Raw genomic sequence first — 18,500 nt, 5'->3', positions numbered from 1 at the left:
CGCTGGATGCGGGCCGGGTCCGGGTGCGGACGCTGACGCTGCCGGACACCTACCAGGACCACGACAGCCCGGAGAAGATGTACGCCGAGGCCGGGCTCGACGCCGCCACCATCGTCAAGACCGCGCTCGCGACGCTGCCGGAGCGTAAGGAAGGCCGCTCGCGCCTGCGCCTGGCCTGACGGCCGGCGCAATGATGCGGGGACGCGGTCCTGCGCCTCGCTTGCCGCTCACGCGGTTCGATGACACAAGCGCGGCGCGGCGGGGTCCCCCGCCCGCGCCGGCATTCCGCAACGCTTTAGACATGTGATGGTAGAGGCCACTTCCTCCGGCCCGTCCGAGGTCGGCCCCGTGCTGATCACCGGCGCGAGCGGGTTCCTCGGTTCAGCCCTGGTCGACGTGTTCCGCCGGGCGGGCTTCCCGGTGCGCATCCTCGTGCGTACCACGAGCCCGCGCCGGAACCTGACCTGGACCGATGTCGAGATCGCCGAAGGCGACATGCGCGATCCGGCGGCCGTGGCCGCTGCCCTGCGCGGCCAGCGCTACCTGATCCACGCCGCCGCCGATTACCGGCTCTGGGCGCCGGACATGGAGGAAATCGTCCGCACCAACCGCGACGGAACCCGCCTGATGATGCGCGCCGCCCTCGATGCCGGCGTCGAGCGGGTGGTCTACACGTCGAGCGTCGCCACCATCAAGCCGCCGGCCGACGGGGTCACGCCCTCCGACGAGACCATGCCGCTGACGCCCGAGACCGCCATCGGCGCCTACAAGCGCAGCAAGGTCGTGGCCGAGCGCGTGGTCGAGGAGATGATCGCCCGGGACGGATTGCAGGCCGTGATCGTCAACCCGTCGACGCCGATCGGCCCCCGGGACGTGAAGCCGACGCCGACCGGCCGGATCATCCAGGAGGCCGCGCTCGGCAAGATGCCGGCCTTCGTCGATACCGGCCTCAACCTCGCCCATGTCGACGATGTGGCCCACGGCCATCTGCTGGCGCTCCGCAAGGGCCGGATCGGCGAGCGCTACATCCTGGGCGGCGAGGACGTGTTCCTTTCGCAGATGCTCGCCGACATCGCCGGCATGGTCGGCCGCAAGCCGCCGACCGTGAACCTGCCGCGCGCTGCGGTCTACCCGGTGGCGTTCTTCGCTCAGCTCGCCGCCAGGGTCACCGGCCGCCAGCCGTTCGCCACCATCGACGGCATCCGCATGTCCCGGTACCGGATGTTCTTCTCCGACAAGAAGGCCCGCGCTGAGCTGGGCTACACCGCACGGCCTTATCGCGAAGGCCTGTCCGACGCGATCGCGTGGTTCCGCCAGGCCGGGTATCTCGGATGAGCCAGCTCGACACCGCAACCGACGCGCGCTCCGGCAAGGGTCACCGCGACGAGAACTTCCCCGTCGCCTCGCACCTGATCCATCCGCGCCACCGCGGCGCGATCCTGGCCTTCTACAACTTCGTCCGCGCCGGCGACGACGTGGCCGACCACACGGACCTGACATCCGAGCGCAAGCTCGCGCTGCTCGACCGGCTGGCCGAGGCGCTCACCGGGGCCGGCCCGTCTGATCCCGAGGCGGAGCCGCTCAAGCGCGAGCTGGCCGCCCGCGGCCTGCCGCCCCGCCACGCGCTCGAGCTGCTCGACGCGTTCCGGATGGACGCGCGCAAGAACCGCACGGCCAATTGGGATGAGCTGATCCATTACTGCCGCTACTCGGCGATGCCGGTGGGGCGCTTCGTGCTCGACGTGCACGGCGAGGACCCGGTCCGGGTCTGGAAGTCCTCCGACGCGATCTGCGCGGCGCTGCAGATCATCAATCACCTTCAGGATTGCGGGAAGGATTTCACCGGCCTCGACCGGGTCTACCTGCCGCAGGATGCCATCGACCGGCACGGCGCCACGGTGGCGATGCTGGGCGCCCCGAAGGCGAGCCCGCAGCTCCGGGCGGTGATCGCCGAACTGGCGCAACGCTGCCTCGACCTCCTCGACGAGGGCGCCGTCCTGCCGGACCTGATCGACGATCTGCGGCTGTCTCTGGAGATCGCCGCGATCCACCGCCTTGCCGTGGTGCTGGCCAAGGGGCTGACCACGCGCGATCCACTCTCGGACAAAGTTCATCACGGCAAGGCCGCCTTCGCCCTGACGGCGCTCGGCGGCGTCGCCGCCACCCTCGCGCGCCGACCCTTCCGGGGCCGGACCGTACGGGCCGCGGCTCAGGGAATCCGCTCGTGAGCGCCACTGCCACCACCGCCCCCGCCCAGGATGCCGCCGCCCCGGCTCTGCCGGCCGCTGGCTCGTCCTTCTACACCGCCATGCGCCTGCTCCCGAAGGAGCGGCGCGAGGCGATGTATGCCGTCTACGCCTTCTGTCGCGCCGTCGACGACGTGGCCGACGATGGCGGCACACGGGCGGTCCGGCAGGTCGAACTCGACCGCTGGCGCGCCGACATCGACGCCCTCTATGCCGGTCGTCCGGCCGCGCGGGTGCGCGACCTCGTCGAGCCGGTGCGCCGCTACGACCTCAAGCGCGCGGATTTCCAGGCGGTCATCGACGGCATGGCCATGGATGCCGTCGAGGACATCGTCGCTCCCGATGCCGAGACGTTGGATCTCTACTGCGACCGGGTCGCGAGCGCGGTCGGGCGGCTGTCGGTGCGGATCTTCGGCATGCCGGAGGCGGACGGCATCCGGCTCGCCTGGCACCAGGGCCGGGCGCTCCAGCTGACCAACATCCTCCGGGACATCGACGAGGATGCCGAGCGCGGCCGTCTCTACCTCCCCCGGGAAAAGCTGGCCGCCATCGGCCTGACCGATCCGACGCCCCTGGAGGCGATTGGCCATCCGCGGATCGGCGAGGTCTGCCTGTCCGTGGCCCGGGAGGCCGAGGATCATTACCAGGCGACCTGGGAGATCATCCGGCGCAGCCCCCGCAAGGCGACCAAGGCCGCCCGGCTGATGGCGGCGGCCTACCACCTCTACCTCAAGGCGGTGATCGCCCGCGGCTGGGCGATGCCCCGCGCCCGGGTGAAGCCCGGCAAGCTCGCACTGCTCGCCGTCGCCCTCCGCCATGGCCTGATCTGATGGGACGCATCCACGTCGTTGGCGCCGGCCTGGCCGGGCTTTCCGCAGCCGTCGCGCTCGCCGAGACCGGTGCCCAGGTGGTGCTGCACGAGGCCGCCAAGCAGGCCGGCGGACGCTGCCGCTCGTATTACGACCCGGCCCTCGGGCTGACCATCGACAACGGCAACCACCTGCTGCTGTCGGGCAATGCCGATGCCCTGGGTTTCCTCAAGACCGTCGACGCCCCCGCCGATGCGCTCACCGGCCCCGACGAGGCGGCGTTCGACTTCGCTGACCTGAAGACCGGCGATCGCTGGTGCCTGCGTCCCAATGCCGGGCGGCTGCCCTGGTGGGTGATGAGCCCGTCGCGGCGCGTTCCCGGCACCCGCGCCCGGGACTATCTCGCCCCGCTCGGGATCCTGCGTGCGGCCTCCGGCAAGCCGGAGGGCGCGGGCGGCACGATCGGCGACAGCATGGCGTGCGAGGGCGATCTCTACGCCCGGCTCTGGCACCCGGTGCTTCTGGCCGCGCTCAACACCGAGCCGCGGGACAGCGATGTCGGGCTGGCGGCCCGGATCCTGCGCGAGACCCTGGGTGCCGGCGGCAAGGCCTGCCGTCCCCTGGTGGCGGTGGAGGGCCTGTCCTACGCCTTCGTGGACCCCGCCCTGCGCTATCTGACGGCGCGCGGCTGCGAGATCCGCCTCGGCCGGCGCCTGCGCGGCCTCGACGGCGCCGACGGCCGAGTCGGGCAACTGCTGTTCTCGGATGGTCCGGAGGCGATCGGCCCCGAGGATGGGATCGTGCTCGCCCTGCCGCCCTGGGTGGCCCGGGAGGTGTTGCCCGGTCTCCTCGCCCCAGTGGAATTCCGCTCGATCGTGAACGCGCATTTCGCGATGGTCCCGAAACCCGGCAGTCCGCTGATCCTCGGCGTCGTAAACTCTCTTACAGAGTGGCTTTTCGCTTATCCGGACCGGTACTCGGTCACGATCAGCGGTGCCGATCGGCTCCTCGACGTGCCGCGGGAAGACCTCGCCCGCCAGATCTGGGGGGAGATCTCGGCTTTGTGCAATCTTGCCCCGGAACTGCCTAGCTGGCAGATCGTAAAGGAGAAGCGTGCGACCTTCGCCGCGACACCGGCTGAGGCCGCGCGTCGCTCGGGGGCCGAAACCGCCTACGAGAACCTCGTCCTGGCAGGTGATTGGACCGCCACCGGTCTGCCATCGACGATCGAGGGAGCGATCCGCTCTGGCAAGACGGCCGCGCGTGCCCTGCGTCACGGATCTTCCGTGCGTGCCGGGGTAGGCGCGCCGGTGTTAGGCGCATTGGGCGCCGCTTGAGGCATGGCGGCCGCAACGCAGCGGCCGTTCGAGGCGAGGACCATGAGAGAGGCCGTAAGCAAGGTCGAGCCGCTTCAGCGCTCGAAGACCCAGGGGATCTCGCTCGACGATGTTGAGCGCGGCGTGACGCAGGCGACGCGCTCGCTGATCAACCTGGCGCATGACGACGGGCATATCTGCTTCGAGCTCGAGGCGGATGCCACGATCCCGTCCGAGTACGTCCTGTTCCACCATTTCCGCGGCACACCGGTCGCCGAGGGCCTCGAGGCCAAGATCGGCAACTACCTCCGTCGCACCCAAGGCCGGCACGGCGGCTGGGCCCTCGTCCACGAGGGGCCGTTCGACATGAGCTGCACGGTCAAGGCGTATTTCGCCCTCAAGATGATCGGCGACGACATCGAGGCGCCGCATATGCGCCGGGCCCGCGAGGCGATCCTGTCCCGCGGCGGCGCGGCCAATGCCAACGTCTTCACGCGCTTCATGCTGGCCCTCTACGGCGAGGTGCCCTGGCGCGCCGTGCCGGTGATGCCCGTGGAAGTGATGTTCCTGCCGAAGTGGTTCCCGTTCCACCTCGACAAGATCAGCTACTGGGCCCGTACCACCGTGGTGCCCCTGTTCGTCCTCCAGGCGACCAAGCCCCGCGCCCACAATCCGCGCGGCATCAGCGTCCAGGAGCTGTTCATCACGCCGCCCGAGAGCGTCCGGACCTGGCCAGGCTCCCCGCACGCCACCTGGCCGTGGACGCCGATCTTCGGCTTCATCGACCGGATGCTGCAGCTCGTCGAGGATCGCCTGCCGCGCAAGAGCCGCCAGCGCGCCATGGAGAAGGCCCGGGCCTGGGTCAGCGAGCGCCTGAACGGCGAGGATGGCCTGGGGGCGATCTTCCCCGCCATGGTCAATTCGGTGCTGATGTACGAGGTGATGGGCTACCGGCCCGATCACCCGCAGGTGCGGGTCGCCTGCGATGCCATTGAGAAGCTGGTGGTCGAGAAGGCCGACGAGGCCTACGTCCAGCCCTGCGTCTCGCCGGTCTGGGATACGGCGCTGGCCGCCCACGCTCTGCTGGAGGCTGGCAGCCCCGAGGCCGAGGCCCAGGCCCGCGCCGGGCTCGACTGGCTGAAGCCCCGTCAGGTGCTCGACATCGTCGGCGACTGGGCGGCCCGCAAGCCGAAGGTCCGCCCCGGCGGCTGGGCCTTCCAATACGCCAACGCGCATTACCCCGACCTCGACGACACCGCCGTGGTCGTGATGGCCATGGACCGGGCCATGCATCAGCACGGGCTAGTGGCCGGCATGCCCGACTACAAGGCGTCGATCGCCCGGGCGCGGGAATGGGTGGAGGGGCTGCAGTCCGAGGACGGCGGCTGGGCGGCGTTCGACGCCGACAACAACCACATGTACCTCAACCACATCCCGTTCTCGGACCATGGCGCGCTGCTCGATCCGCCGACCGCGGACGTGACCGCCCGGGTGGTCGGGATGCTGGCCCAGCTCGGTGAAACCCGCGAGACGTCCCGCGCGCTCGACCGCGGCGTGAATTACCTGCTGAACGACCAGGAGGAGGACGGCTCCTGGTACGGCCGCTGGGGCATGAACTTCATCTACGGCACCTGGTCGGTGCTGTGCGCGCTGAACGCCGCCGGGGTCGATTCGGCCGATCCGCGGATCCAACGCGCCGTTTCCTGGCTGATCCGGATCCAGAACCCGGATGGCGGCTGGGGCGAGGACGCCAATTCCTACAAGATCGATCCGGCCTTCGAGGCGGGCTCGTCCACGGCCTCTCAGACCGCCTGGGCGCTGCTCGCGCTGATGGCGGCCGGTGCGGTCGACGACCCGGCGGTGACCCGCGGCATCAACTTCCTGACCCGCACGCAGGGCGCGGACGGGTTCTGGAACGAGGAACGCTACACCGCCACGGGCTTCCCGCGGGTGTTCTACCTGCGGTACCATGGCTACCCGAAGTTCTTCCCGCTCTGGGCGATGGCGCGCTACCGCAACCTCAAGCGGACCAACAGCCGGCGCGTGCAGTTCGGCATGTGATGCTCATGGGACCGGCCCGCTGGGCCGGTCCCACCGGCGGCTCGCATTGTCCCACCGACCCGCGAACCCCGGTATTCTGCACGTGGCTTCCCCCGACGACGATCCCGCGACACCGGCTCCCCGGCCGTCGCGGCTCCTTGCGGAGCTCGCCGGACTGGTCCACCAGCGCGCGATGATCGATCCCGCCGCGCCCGTCCTCGCCGTCACCGGTCTCGCCCGTGAGCGCCGCCTCGCCGCCGGGGAGGGCGTCGAAGCGGTGGGGGCCGGCGGCAACCCGCACCGCCTCCGTCAGCTCCTCGATGCGCGCCCGCAGCCCGGCTGCCGGGCGGTGATCAGCTTCGGCATTGCGGGTGGCCTCGACCCGTCCCTGAAGCCCGGCGACGTGGCGGTGGGCACCGGTATCGTCGGCGAGGAAGGCCGGCGTGCCGCCGATCTCGACCTATCTGCCACCATCCTCAACGTCCTGTCCGGACTCGGTCCCCGGGTGATCCCGGCCGATCTGGCGGGCGTCGATACGGCCGTGCTCGGGGTTGACGGCAAGGCCGAGCTGCGCGCCCAGACCGGCGCCGCCGCCGTCGACATGGAATCCCACGTCGCCGCCGCCTTCGCAGGCCGGCATGGTCTGCCCTTCGCGGCCCTGCGGGTGATCTGCGACCCCGCCAACCAGGCGCTGCCGGCCTTCGCGGCCCAGGCCCTCACGCCGGACGGCGAGCCCGACATCGCCGCCGTGTTCTTCGCCTTCGCCCGGGGCCGGGCGCGGCTTGGCGACCTGATGCGGCTGGCGCGTGATTCGAACGCGGCGTTTGCGTCCCTTGGGAAGTGCCGTGCGCGGTTGGGGCCGGGGCTGGGGATTCCGGTACCGTCTCATCCGGTTTCCGGCTGATCGGTCCGCAATCACTCTCACCGTCATCGCGAGCGCAGCGAAGCGACCCAGTGTGGCGCGCCGTTCACGCGCGTGGCGTGTCCCTGGGTCGGTTCGCTACGCGCGGGATGACGGTGCGGGTCCCATAGCCGAGAGACGATCACAGGCGCATCGGACAGCACGCCGCAACAAAAAACGCCGGCCTGTTCGGCCGGCGTCAGTCGGGAGGAAGCGCGAGACGGCGCGGGGAGGGGAGAGCCCCCCGCGCCGGGTAGAGATCGGCCTCAGCCGGCGTTCTTATTGAGCGAGACCGCCACGAAGCGCGTCTGGCCCTTGCTGCTCTTCACCCGCATCAGCACGGCCTTGCGACCGCTCGCTTCCGCCGCCCGGATCTGCGCGGCCACGTCTGCGGGGCGGGTCACGCTCTGGCCGCCGACATCAAGGATCACGTCGCCGGCCTCGATGCCCTTGGCGGCGGCCGGACCGTCCGGATCGACCTGGACCACGGCAACCCCCTGCTCGGACAGACCGACATCGGCGGCCGGGGCGAGGTTCAGGCCGAGCCGCGGCTGGCCGTTGCCCGAATCATCCTCGCGGGTGGCGACCTTGGTGCCGTCGGTGGGCATGGCGCCGAGCGTCACGGTCGCGGTGTCGGCCTTGCCGCCGCGCAGGTAGCTCAGCTCGACCTTGGCGCCGGGCTTCATGCCGGCGATGCGGCGCGAGAGCTCGCGGGCGCTATCGACCGTATCGCCGTTGACCTTCTCGATCACGTCGCCGGCCTTCAGGCCGGCCTTGGCCGCCGGGGTCCCGCTTTCGGCATGATCGACCAGGGCGCCCTTCGCCTTGTCGAGGCCCAGGCCGTCGGCGATGTCCTGCGTCACCGGCTGGATCTGCACGCCGAGGTAGCCGCGGGCGACCTTGCCGTCCGTGCGGAGCTGATCGACCACCGCCTGGACGGTCTCGGCCGGGATCGCGAAGGCCAGACCGACGCTGCCGCCGGACGGGGACGCGATGGCGGTGTTCACACCGACCACCTCGCCGTTGACGTTGAAGGTCGGGCCGCCGGAATTGCCCTTGTTGATCGGGGCGTCGATCTGCAGGAAGTCGTCGTAGGGGCCGGCACCGATGTCGCGGCCGCGGGCCGAGACGATGCCGGCGGTAACGGTGCCGCCGAGGCCGAACGGGTTGCCGATCGCCACCACCCAGTCGCCGACCTGCGGGGCGGTCTTGCCGAACTGGACGTAGGGGAAGTTCGAGCCCTCGTTGATCTTCAGGAGCGCAACGTCGGTCTTGGCATCCTTGCCGATCACCTTCGCGTCGAGGGTCCGGCCATCGTCCAGAGTCACCTGCACGGTCTTGGCGTGATCGACCACGTGATTGTTGGTCACCACGTAGCCATCGGCCGAGATGATGAAGCCGGAGCCGACCGCGCCGCGTGAGCCCTGGCGCTGCTGCGGCTGGCCGCCGCCCGGGCCGTTCTGGCCGAAGCGGCGGAAGAACTCGCGCAGCTGCGGCGGCACGTTCTGGAGGTTCTGGCCCTGGCCGGAGCCCTGGCCTGGACCGTCCTCGTCGTCGCTGCTCGCCGAATCATCGAGCTTGACCTTCACCGAGACGACGCCCGGCTTCACCTTGTTGACGATGCCGGCGAACGAGCCCGGGGGATGCTCGGGAGCCTCGATCGGGGTCTTCGGCAGGGCCTGGGCGTAGGCCGGCGTGACGGAGGGCAGGGTGGTTCCAAGGGCACCGCCGGCGATCAGCGCCGCGGCGGCCACCGAGGCGAGGGCGCGGCGCGAGGTGCGGCCGGAGATCGGGGTCTGGGGGCTGGTCTCGGTCATGGGGATCGCAACCTCTTGCATAGGATCGGGACGACGCCGGGGACGCGGCGGTCGATGCGATTGGTCTAGAGGGTAGCGCCTGACCTCGGCGTGGCGGTCGAATTACGGTTTGGACATGTGGGCCGATTCGGGGGCGAGGCGGCCATGGCCGGCCCCCGGCCGGCGACCGGGCAGCGCCGAGTCGGGAGGGTGACTCCGGCGGAATCCCTCGCTTGTGCCACCTGTCACCGGCGTGCTCGGGCGGTGGCGCTACACTCCGATCGTTCCCGGCAGGCGGCCATAACGTTTGGCTCTGCAGGCTGGCGTCGCGTGAGATGCGTGAGGATTGGGCGATGAAGACGGTATTTGCGGTGATCCTGCTCTTGGGTTCGGCCACCGGCGCTATGGCAGCCGATCGGTACTCGGATTATCGGAACTATTTCGACGCAAAGCCCGCTGTCGGCGAACGGACCAAGCTGAAGCCCCCGAAGACCAAGTCCCATTCCATCGAGGACGTCGATACAAGGCGCTACGAGGACGGCACTGCCCCCGGAAACCCGGCCAACTTGAAGCTCGGCTATCGGAACCGGGCCGGGATCTACGTGCCGCCCGACTATTCCACCCACCCGCGCGGCCCGACGGGCGACGGTTTCGGCAGCTCGAGCAGCGATTCGTATGGCAGCGCGAGCGCGCCCAACCCGTTCGTGGGTCCCCTCGGCACCCGTCGCTGAAACCGCGGAAAAGCGCTCGTATCGATGGCTTCAGTGAAGCACTTGGTAGGATAACCCAAGCCGATCGCTTACGGCAGCCAAGCGTCGGTCACGTGTCCAGACCCTGGAGCCCGGCATGAGTTTGGCCGGAGTAAGCAGATGCGCGTCGACGTAGCCGATGCCAAGTCCGTCTAGTGCGTGTTTTGTCATTAGACGCATGACCTCACTGGGTCCTGTCACCTGAGCTGACGGCATTCTTTCAAGCAAGGCCTTGAGATTCGAGCGATCTTGCAGGCTTCCCAGGGCGCGTTCGGAGCTATTCCCGATCAGGTGGCGACCGAGAATAGCTCACGATACCCGATGAAATGGGTTTTTACCGAACCGTTCCTCCCGTCAGCCGTAAGCGATCAATCCCCGCTCAGCCGCGCCAGCGCTTCCTCGATCTTCACCAGCCGCGCCGCCTCGGCCTCCCGGCGCTCGCGATTCTCCTCGATGATCTCCTCGGGCGCGCGGGCGACGAAATCGGCGTTGCCGAGCTTAGCGTCGATCTTCTTGATCTCGCCCTGCGCCTTGCCCTGCTCCTTCTTCAGGCGGGCGACCTCGGCGGCGAGATCGACGATGCCTTCGAGCGGCAGCGCCGCGACGCTGCCCCGCACGAGGAGCTGCACCGAGTTCTTCGGAGGCGTCTCGGTAAACGTGATCTCGGAGAGCCGGGCCAGGCGCAGCAGCGTGTCCCGCCAGGCGTCGACCCGGGTGCGGACCTCCGGGGACGCCCCGACCATCACCAGCGGAATCTGCGCCGCAGCCGGGACGCTGGTCTCGGAGCGGGCCGAGCGAACCTGACTGACGAGATCGACGACGAAGCCCACCTCGGCCTCGGCGCCGGCATCCGCGAGCCCGGCCAGATCCGGCCATGCGGCCAGCGCCAGGAGGCCACGCTCGGGCAGCGCCGCGCCCTTGATCGCCCAGAGTTCCTCGGTGAGGAACGGCATGAACGGATGCAGCAGCTTGGCGACCTGATCGATCAGGAACGCGACCGTCGCCTGGGTCTCGGCGCGGACGGCCGGATCAACGCCCTCGCCCTGCAGCACGGGCTTGGCCAATTCGAGGTACCAATCGCAGACGATATTCCAGACGAAGCGGTAGGCGGCGCCTGCCGCATCGTTGAACCGATAGGCTTCGAGAGCCGCCGTCACCTCGTCCACGGCGCGGGCAGCCTCGGTCAGCGCCCAGCGGTTGATCGCCCCGGTGATCGCCCGCGGATCGTAGGCGGGGTCGAGCTGGCAGCCGTTCAGCTCGGCGAAGCGGGCGGCGTTCCAGAGCTTGGTCGTGAAGTTGCGGTAGCCCTGAACCCGGTCGGCGGACAGCTTGATGTCACGGCCCTGGACGGCGAGCGCGCACAGGGTGAAGCGCAGGGCGTCGGCCCCGACCTGCTCGATCAGCTCAAGGGGATCGACGACGTTGCCCTTCGACTTCGACATCTTGGCGCCGGAGGCGTCGCGCACCAGCGTGTGCAGGTAGACCGTTTCGAACGGTGCCCGGTCGGTGAGGTGCAGGCCCATCATCATCATCCGGGCGACCCAGAAGAACAGGATGTCCTTGCCGGTTACCAGGGCGTTGGTCGGGTAGTAACGGGCCAATTCCGGGGTCGAGTCCGGCCAGCCCAGGGTCGAGAACGGCCAGAGCGCGGAGGAGAACCACGTATCGAGGACGTCCTCGTCCCGGGTCAGCGCCACCGGGTGCCCGTGCGTCGCTTCGGCCAGGGCCAGGGCCTCGGCCTCGCTCTCGACCACGAAGATCCCGCCCTCGGAATCGTACCAGACCGGGATCTGGTGGCCCCACCAAAGCTGGCGCGAGATGCACCAGGGCTCGATGTTGGTGAGCCACTGGAAGAAGATCTTCTCGTAGTTCTCGGGCACGAACTTCGTCTGGCCGTCGCGCACGGCCTGGAGCGCGCGTTCCGCGAGCGGCTTGACGTTCACGTACCATTGGTCGGTGAGATAAGGCTCGATGACCACGCCCGAGCGATCGCCGTGCGGGACCGCATGGGTATTCGGCTCGATGGTGCGCAGGCGCCCGCGCGCTTCCATCAGGGCGACGACCGCCTTGCGCGCCGCCGCCCGGTCGAGTCCGTGCAGCGCCAGGGCCTCGGGCTCGGGCACCGTATCGGCCAGGAACGCGGCGTTGCCGTCGAGCAGCATCCGGCCCTCGGGATCGAGGATGTTGATCACCCCGAGATTGCGTCGCCGGCCGACATCGAAGTCGTTGAAATCGTGCGCCGGCGTGATCTTGACCGCACCCGTGCCCTTCTCGGGGTCCGAATACGCGTCGGCGACGATCGGGATCAGGCGGCCGACCAGGGGCAGGCGGACCTGCTTGCCGACGAGCGCCGTGTAGCGCTCGTCCTCGGGATGGACCGCGATGCCGGTATCGCCCAGCATCGTCTCGGGCCGGGTGGTGGCGACCGTGATGATCTCGCCGGTCTCGGCGCCGGTCTCATCGACCACCGGGTAGTCGAAGTGCCAGAGATGGCCCTTGGTCTCGATCTGCTGGACCTCGAGGTCCGAGATCGCGGTCTGGAACTTCGGGTCCCAGTTCACCAGCCGCTTGTCGCGGTAGATCAGGCCCTGGCGGTGCAGGTCCACGAAGGTCTTGAGCACCGCGCGGCTCAGGCCCTCGTCCATGGTGAAACGCTCCCGCGACCAGTCGCAAGAGGCGCCGAGGCGCTTGAGCTGGTTGACGATGGCGCCGCCGGATTCCGCCTTCCAGGCCCAGACCTTCTCGACGAAGGCGGCCCGGCCGATCGCCCGGCGGCCGGGCTCCTGGCGCTCCATCATGCGGCGCTCGACCACCATCTGGGTGGCGATGCCGGCGTGATCCGTGCCGGGCTGCCAGAGCACGTCCTTGCCGCGCATGCGCTCGAAGCGGCAGAGCACGTCCTGCAGCGTGTTGTTGAGGGCGTGGCCCATATGCAGCGAGCCCGTCACGTTCGGCGGCGGGATCACGATGCAGTAGGGCGTGGCGCCGGCGCGCTCGGGCCGGCCGGCCCGGAATGCGTCCGCCTCAGCCCAGGCGGCGGAGATCCGCGCCTCGACGGAGGCGGGCTCGAAGGTCTTGTCCATCATCGCGTGTATGGGCCGAAGGCTTGTCCAACAGGGTTGGACCCGCTTTCGACCGTCGGGCCGCGTCCGTCAACACATGCCCGGCAGCGGGCAGGCCCCGGACGGAGGGGCGGTCGGCTCAGCGGCCGCGCGAGACCCGCTCGATCTCGGCGCGCACCAGCCGCTCGACGACGGCCGGCAGGTTGTCGTCGAGCCAGGACTTGAGCATCGGCCGGAGCATCTCCTTGACCAGATCCTCGAGGGTGCGGGCGTTCTGCGTCAGCACCGTGTGGGCCAGCAGGTTGAAGGCGCCGTTGACGGTGGCATCGGTGGCCGGCGAGACCAGGGCCTCGGATTCCGGCTCCGGTCGCGGTGCCTGGAACACCGGCTGGGGCTGCGGCGGCGGGCTCGGACGCGCGGGCGGGGGCGCCGGCTCGGGCTCCGGTTCGGCGATCGCCTCATCCTCGAAATCGATCGCGTCGAAGTCGAGCGGGGCGGGCGTCGGCTCCGGCGGCGGGACGGCGCGAGGCCGCATCACCGGCTCGGCGACCTCGGCGAGGTCGAGCACGTCGTCGGGCTCGGGCGCGGATGCGGTCTCGGCGGGCTTGGCCGCCTGATCGTCGGCGATGATCCGCCGGATCGAGGCGAGAATCTCTTCCATCGAAGGCTCATGCGCCTTCTCGGCAGCCTTGTCCTGGAATTTCGAGTCCGGGATCTTGGGGCTCGCTGCACTCATCAACAGGCGCGCTCAGGCATGGGATATTCGGAAGATGACCCGATCGGGCCGCTCGTCAAACAGTATTCCATGCCAATTCGTCGCGGCAAGCGCGCCTGCACCACACTCCCCGTGGAAAAGACCTCAGCGCCCGTCCGGGGTGCGCAGGCCGAACCACAGATCCTTGACCTGATCGTAGTGGATCTTGGCGCTGTAGTACTCCACCGGCAACGCGGTGAAGCGGGCGGTGAGCTGCCCGATCGACTGGACCACGCCGTAGGAAAAGATTACCCGGTCGCGCTGGGCCAGGATCAGGTTCACCCGCGAGTTCAGCAGTTCCTGCTGCGCGTTGAGCACGTCGAGGGTGGTGCGCTGGCCGACCCGGGCCTCCTCACGCACGCCGTTGAGCGCCACTTCGTTGGCCTGGACCTGGGCCTGGGCGGCGATGACCTGGGCCTTGGCGGCCTCCAGCCGGCCCCAGAAATCGACGATCTGCGCCCGGACCTGGTCGCGGACCTGATCGACCTGGATGCGGTACTGGCCGACCGTCTCCTTGGCCTGCCGGATCTGCGCGTAGGTCTGGCCGCCCTCGTAGATCGGGATGTTGAGCCGGCCGCCCACGAAGCCGACGAAGAAACTCGTGTTCGGTCCGTTCTGATCGTAGAACTGGCTGAGGGAGCCCTGCAGGCTGACCTGCGGGGCCAGTTGACCTTCGAGGACCCTGACCTGCGCTTCCGCCGCATCGACGGCGTGGATCGCCGAGACGACCTGCGGATGCTCGCGGAGACCGATGCCGATCGCCGCGTCGAGGCTCGCCGGGACGTACCGGTCCAGCGGCCGTCCCGGCGCGAGCTGGCGCGGCTCCACGCCGATGTTCTGGCGGTAGACGCCGATGCTCGTGCGCAGGTTCGATTCGGCGGTGCTGACCTGCGAACGCGCGCCGGCGAGGCGCGCCTCGGCCTGGGCGACGTCCGTGCGGGTCACCTCGCCGACATTGAAGCGGTCCCGGGTCTGCCGGAGCTGCTCCTCGAGAACCTCGACGTTATTCCGGTTGAGCTCGAGCGTGGCCGTGTTGCTGAGCACGTTCATGTACGCCTGGACGGCGTTGTAGAGGACCGTGAGTTCGGTGAAGCGCAGGGTCTCCCGCTGGCTGAAGACGGTCGATTCGGCCCGGCGGACGTTGTTGTCGGTCTGGAACCCGTTGAAGAGCGTCTGCGAGACGGTCAAGCTGGCGGTGCTCGGCAGGTAGGTGGTGCGCACCGTCCGATTCGACGTCACCGCCGTGGTCGCCACGTCGGTCGGCCCAGTTCCGGTGGCGCCTTGGCTGGCGGACGTTCCGGACGTGAGGCCGGACGCGGTGCTCGTCGTCCCGATCCCCGTGGTGGTCCCGAGACCGGAGCCGACGCCCGTGCTTCCGCTCAGGCTCGAGCTTCCGGCGGTCGTTCCCGAGAGCGCCGTTCCGGTGGTTCCGCCGGTCGCAGTGGTGGCTCCGGTGCTGGACCCGCCACCGACGCCGGCCGCCAGGCTGCCACGCGATTGCAGATACTGCACGCCGATCGACGCCGCGACATTGACCTGCGGACGGTAGCCCGCCTGGGCGATCGCGACGTTCTCATCGATGGCGCGGACGCCGGCCCGGCCGGCATTCAGGGTCGGATTGCCCTGGTAGGCTTTCGCGAGTGCGCTTTCCAAAGTCTCGGCAAGAGAAGGATTGGTCGCCAAGAGTGCAAGTCCGGACGCTATTCCGAAGACTCGGAGAGCGGGGCAACTCGCTGGTGGACGTATTGTCACGATTAACAAGCCCTTGCGGTCTCTTAACGGTCCGGATGTCCGCCACGAAAACGGCCAAGGTACGGCGTTACGCAGGGATCCGATTCAAGCCCGCCCCACCGTTACGCTTAGCGCAAATCCGCCCGTTTGGCTCGGGCTTGCCCGGCTTCGGCGTCGGAATGTGCCGCGTTGGGGCATTAAGGTGACACATGACGCCGCAACGGCGCTGACGCTGCCGGGCCCGCCGATGCGGGGCTCGAAAAGGGCGATTTCGTTCATGGTTCGAACGGGTTGATGCCACACGGATGCGCCGCGGCGTTCGTGCGGGACACTTGGTACTCGGGCCGTGTCCCTGCGCTCGGCGCAATGGTGGGCCCTGCGGCCGTGAGCCGGCGGGGGGGGGGCGACGTGCTGGACGAGGCCGGTCGGCTCAATACCGATCCTCGGCTGCGACCCCCGCGCCGGGATCCGATCGCGTGACGTCGTCGGGGGCAGGCGCCGGCTCGCGCGGGGCGCGCGCCGGGCGCGGCTGGGCGACCGAACCGGTCAGGGCCGGTGACGGCCTGGGCTGGGCGGCGACGCCCGGCAGCGCCGCCGCCTTGCCGGCTGGGCCGGGCATGCCTTGCGGACCCCGAGGACCTGGCGGTCCGCCCGGTCCGGCGCTGCCGACTGGACCCGCGGGCCCCGGCACGCCGCGTTCGCCCGGTGCACCGTCGGAACCGTCGACGCCCGGAGGGCCGGGCGGCCCCATCGCGCCCTGCGGCCCAGGCTCGCCCCGGGATCCGGCCTCGCCGCGTGGGCCGGGCGGGCCCGGGAGACCGGGGCCCTGCTGGCCGCAATCACCCACGACGATGCTGCGCGCCTGCTTAGGTGTCCGCAGCGTCGCGATGCAGGTCGCCGGATGATAGACGACGTGAAACTCGAAATAACCCCGGCTGTCCGTCCGCTGGGGGAACTGTCCGTCGAGGGTGATGTCAGCATCCGGCTCGCCGGCATTGCCCAGGACCCAGAGATCGCCGGCGGTGATCTTCGCAGCCTCGATGCGCATCTCGGCTCTCGCCGGAACGATACCCAGGATCGCCGCAGCGAATATTTGCAATCCTATGCCTTGTCGCCGCGATAGACACATAGCCGAATCCGCAAATTTCTTATCGGCACGATGCCACTCATTCTACGAACCGCAACAACGTGCGAAAAGTTTGATGTGAAAAGCGGCCATTTAGCCGAATGCAGGCTCGAAATCGGTATTCGCATGGCCGGTATGCGTAATTCGCGACCTGAGCGATCAGGTCGATGAAGACACGCATCGTCGGCGCGAAGCCCCGGTCGATGTGGGCTCGAGCCGGGCTCTGGAGCGCGGAGGGACTTGCAGGGCGGGATCAGCGTGGCTGCCCACTCGCCGCCTCGGGCATCGGGCCTCGCGCTCCGGGGGATCGCGAACGCCACGAGAGGTCCGGGCGCCGATCGTTCGGCGACCGATTTTCCGATGCAACGGTTTCCGGGGGTCGTTCGTTTTGGGGGCGGCAGTGCTGCAGCAGCACGGGGCGACTCGCCGAGCACGATCGCCTGTCCGATGGCGCTCGGGCGGTGCATCTGTGCGGTGCACAATCGCATGCCATGTAAGTTGTTGTTGCGTCCGTTGTTTCGGCCGGACTGCGCCAGTGATTCAGTATCAACTACTGAACGTAAGGTTTGCCTCGCAATCTTGCGCAAGGCTGCTTAATCCCAATCTGAGCTGCAGTTTTTTACAAAACTAACCTGTTTATGCGGCGTAAATAAAATATCCTGCGGCTTGCCAGCCCTATTTCCTGCCTTTATAAGCCCCGTCGTAACTAATCATTAACCACCCGCCATTGGCCTCAACCGAGGATCTGAGACCATGCAGGGTCATGCCGAATCCACCACGTCCACGGGCGCTTCTGCGCCGCACCATAGGGTTGAGATGTCCGATGTGGCCGATCAGATTGCCGGTCAGGTGAGCGGGGTGGCGGAGGCGATGCTGCCGGAGACGCCGTTTGTCGCGCGGGGGCTGCGGCTCGACTGGGCGGCCAAGCGCGGTCTCGACATCGGGGTGGCTTCCACCGCGCTGTTCCTGCTTCTGCCGCTGATGCTGGTGATCGCCGCGCTGGTGTGGGCCGGGGACCGCAAGGCGCCGATCTTCCGGCACACGCGGCTGGGCCGGCACGGGCGAAGCTCCGGCTGCCTGAAGTTCCGCTCGAGGGTGCCCGACGGCGAGGGGGTGCCCGCGCCCCATCTGGCGGCCAGGCCGCGGGCCCGGGCGGGGTGGGCCGCCACGCACAAGCTCAGCCACGATCCGCGCATCACCGCCATCGGCCAGGTCCTGCGCAAGACCTCGCTGGACGAGCTGCCGCAGCTCTGGAACGTGCTGCGCGGGGAGATGAGCCTGGTCGGGCCGCGCCCGATCGTCCAGGCCGAGGTCGCCCGCTACGGCCGGGCGTTCGCCACGTGCTTTGCGGTGCCGCCGGGGGTGACCGGGCTGTGGCAGGTCTCGGGGCGCGCGGACACGACCTACGCCGAGCGCGTGGCGCTGGACGTGGACTATGCCAGCCGCTGGCACCTGCGTCGGGACATCCCGATCAGGCGGCGCACCGTCCCGGCGGTGCTTGCCCAGCGCGGCGGCAAGTAGCCCGGCAAGCCGATCGCGCGGCCTGAGCCCGGCGCGGAGCGCGTCACGGACATTCGCCGGTCCGCACGGGCCTGTGCGGGGGCCCGGGTTTGTGCAGGTACCGGGGCGCTCGGACACGACCTACGCCGAGCGCGTGGCGCTGGACCTGGACTATGCTAGCCGCTGGAGCCTGCGCCGGGATATCGCGATCATGCTGCGCACCGTCCCGGCGGTGCTCGCTCAGCGAGGTCTTGCGCAGGACCTGTCCGATGGCGGTGATGCGCGGATCGTCGCTGAGCTTGTGCGTGGCGGCCCACTCCGCCCGGGTCCGCGGGCTGGCGGCCAGATGGGCGGCGAGCACCCCCTCGCCGTCGGCCACCATCGAGCGGAACTTCAGGCAGCCGAAGCTGCGCCCGTCCCGGCCCAGCCGCGTGTGCCGGAAGATCGGCGCCTTGCGGTCCCCAGCCCAG

At 69.3% G+C, this 18,500-nt stretch carries 14 protein-coding genes and 1 pseudogene; 9 read left to right on the top strand and 6 right to left on the bottom strand.

Features of this window, described 5'->3' with window-relative positions; all coding sequences use genetic code 11:
- The first annotated feature begins 306 nt into the window (after positions 1–306).
- The 6 genes from hpnA (at position 307) to MKK65_RS05005 (ending at position 7,315) form a co-directional block, all read left to right on the top strand.
- Positions 307–1,335, top strand: coding sequence for a hopanoid-associated sugar epimerase (gene hpnA / locus MKK65_RS05030; protein WP_243955966.1), 1,029 nt, complete (start codon positions 307–309; stop codon positions 1,333–1,335).
- Entirely contained in the window at positions 1,332–2,228 is an 897-nt protein-coding gene (hpnC, locus tag MKK65_RS05025; protein WP_243955964.1) for a squalene synthase HpnC, read from the top strand. The genes hpnA and hpnC overlap by 4 nt, the downstream gene beginning before the upstream one ends.
- The gene (gene hpnD / locus MKK65_RS05020) at positions 2,225–3,076 is read left to right on the top strand and encodes a presqualene diphosphate synthase HpnD (RefSeq protein ID WP_243955963.1); all 852 of its coding nucleotides are present in this window, start codon (positions 2,225–2,227) and stop codon (positions 3,074–3,076) included. Before hpnC ends, hpnD begins: the two co-directional genes overlap by 4 nt.
- The gene (gene hpnE, locus MKK65_RS05015; RefSeq protein ID WP_243955961.1) at positions 3,076–4,392 is read left to right on the top strand and encodes a hydroxysqualene dehydroxylase HpnE; all 1,317 of its coding nucleotides are present in this window, start codon (positions 3,076–3,078) and stop codon (positions 4,390–4,392) included. The genes hpnD and hpnE overlap by 1 nt, the downstream gene beginning before the upstream one ends.
- Positions 4,393–4,434: 42 nt before the next feature.
- Complete coding sequence (gene shc / locus MKK65_RS05010) at positions 4,435–6,432, top strand: squalene--hopene cyclase (RefSeq protein ID WP_243955959.1); 1,998 nt, start codon at positions 4,435–4,437, stop codon at positions 6,430–6,432.
- 172 nt (positions 6,433–6,604) lie between these two features.
- Positions 6,605–7,315: a phosphorylase gene (locus tag MKK65_RS05005; RefSeq protein ID WP_243955968.1), complete on the top strand. Its 711-nt coding sequence runs from the start codon at positions 6,605–6,607 to the stop codon at positions 7,313–7,315.
- Between the two features lie 263 nt (positions 7,316–7,578).
- On the opposite strand, the gene MKK65_RS05000 is transcribed toward MKK65_RS05005, so the two are convergent.
- Positions 7,579–9,129, bottom strand: coding sequence for a Do family serine endopeptidase (locus tag MKK65_RS05000; protein ID WP_243955957.1), 1,551 nt, complete (start codon positions 9,127–9,129; stop codon positions 7,579–7,581).
- A gap of 332 nt (positions 9,130–9,461) precedes the next feature.
- Here MKK65_RS05000 and MKK65_RS04995 point away from each other — a divergent pair, with 332 nt between their 5' ends.
- Positions 9,462–9,839, top strand: coding sequence for a hypothetical protein (locus MKK65_RS04995; RefSeq protein ID WP_243955955.1), 378 nt, complete (start codon positions 9,462–9,464; stop codon positions 9,837–9,839).
- Between the two features lie 386 nt (positions 9,840–10,225).
- Here the strand turns inward: MKK65_RS04995 and MKK65_RS04990 are convergent, their stop codons facing one another.
- The 4 genes from MKK65_RS04990 to MKK65_RS31120 form a co-directional block, all read right to left on the bottom strand.
- Entirely contained in the window at positions 10,226–12,943 is a 2,718-nt protein-coding gene (locus MKK65_RS04990; RefSeq protein WP_243955953.1) for a valine--tRNA ligase, read from the bottom strand.
- A 115-nt stretch (positions 12,944–13,058) separates the two neighbouring features.
- Positions 13,059–13,655: a PopZ family protein gene (locus MKK65_RS04985; protein WP_243955947.1), complete on the bottom strand. Its 597-nt coding sequence runs from the start codon at positions 13,653–13,655 to the stop codon at positions 13,059–13,061.
- Between the two features lie 123 nt (positions 13,656–13,778).
- On the bottom strand, positions 13,779–15,356 hold the full coding sequence (locus MKK65_RS04980; RefSeq protein ID WP_279596524.1) for a TolC family outer membrane protein: 1,578 nt from the start codon (positions 15,354–15,356) through the stop codon (positions 13,779–13,781).
- A gap of 478 nt (positions 15,357–15,834) precedes the next feature.
- On the bottom strand, positions 15,835–16,452 hold the full coding sequence (locus MKK65_RS31120) for a collagen-like protein (protein WP_279596523.1): 618 nt from the start codon (positions 16,450–16,452) through the stop codon (positions 15,835–15,837).
- A gap of 894 nt (positions 16,453–17,346) precedes the next feature.
- Here MKK65_RS31120 and MKK65_RS04965 point away from each other — a divergent pair.
- Together MKK65_RS04965 and MKK65_RS04960 are read left to right on the top strand one after the other, a co-directional pair.
- On the top strand, positions 17,347–18,051 hold the full coding sequence (locus MKK65_RS04965) for a sugar transferase (RefSeq protein ID WP_243955941.1): 705 nt from the start codon (positions 17,347–17,349) through the stop codon (positions 18,049–18,051).
- Positions 17,966–18,208: pseudogene (locus MKK65_RS04960) on the top strand (hypothetical protein); the annotation flags it as partial. The gene MKK65_RS04965 and the pseudogene MKK65_RS04960, both read left to right, overlap by 86 nt.
- On the opposite strand, the gene MKK65_RS04955 reads toward MKK65_RS04960, so the two are convergent.
- The coding region (locus MKK65_RS04955) for a sugar transferase (protein WP_243955939.1) at positions 18,095–18,500 on the bottom strand (406 nt) is incomplete at its 5' end. The pseudogene MKK65_RS04960 and the gene MKK65_RS04955 sit on opposite strands and share 114 nt — an antisense overlap.

It is taken from the genome of Methylobacterium sp. J-001, assembly GCF_022829565.1.
GTDB lineage: Bacteria > Pseudomonadota > Alphaproteobacteria > Rhizobiales > Beijerinckiaceae > Methylobacterium.
This window is presented reverse-complemented; position numbering and strand designations above follow the sequence as displayed.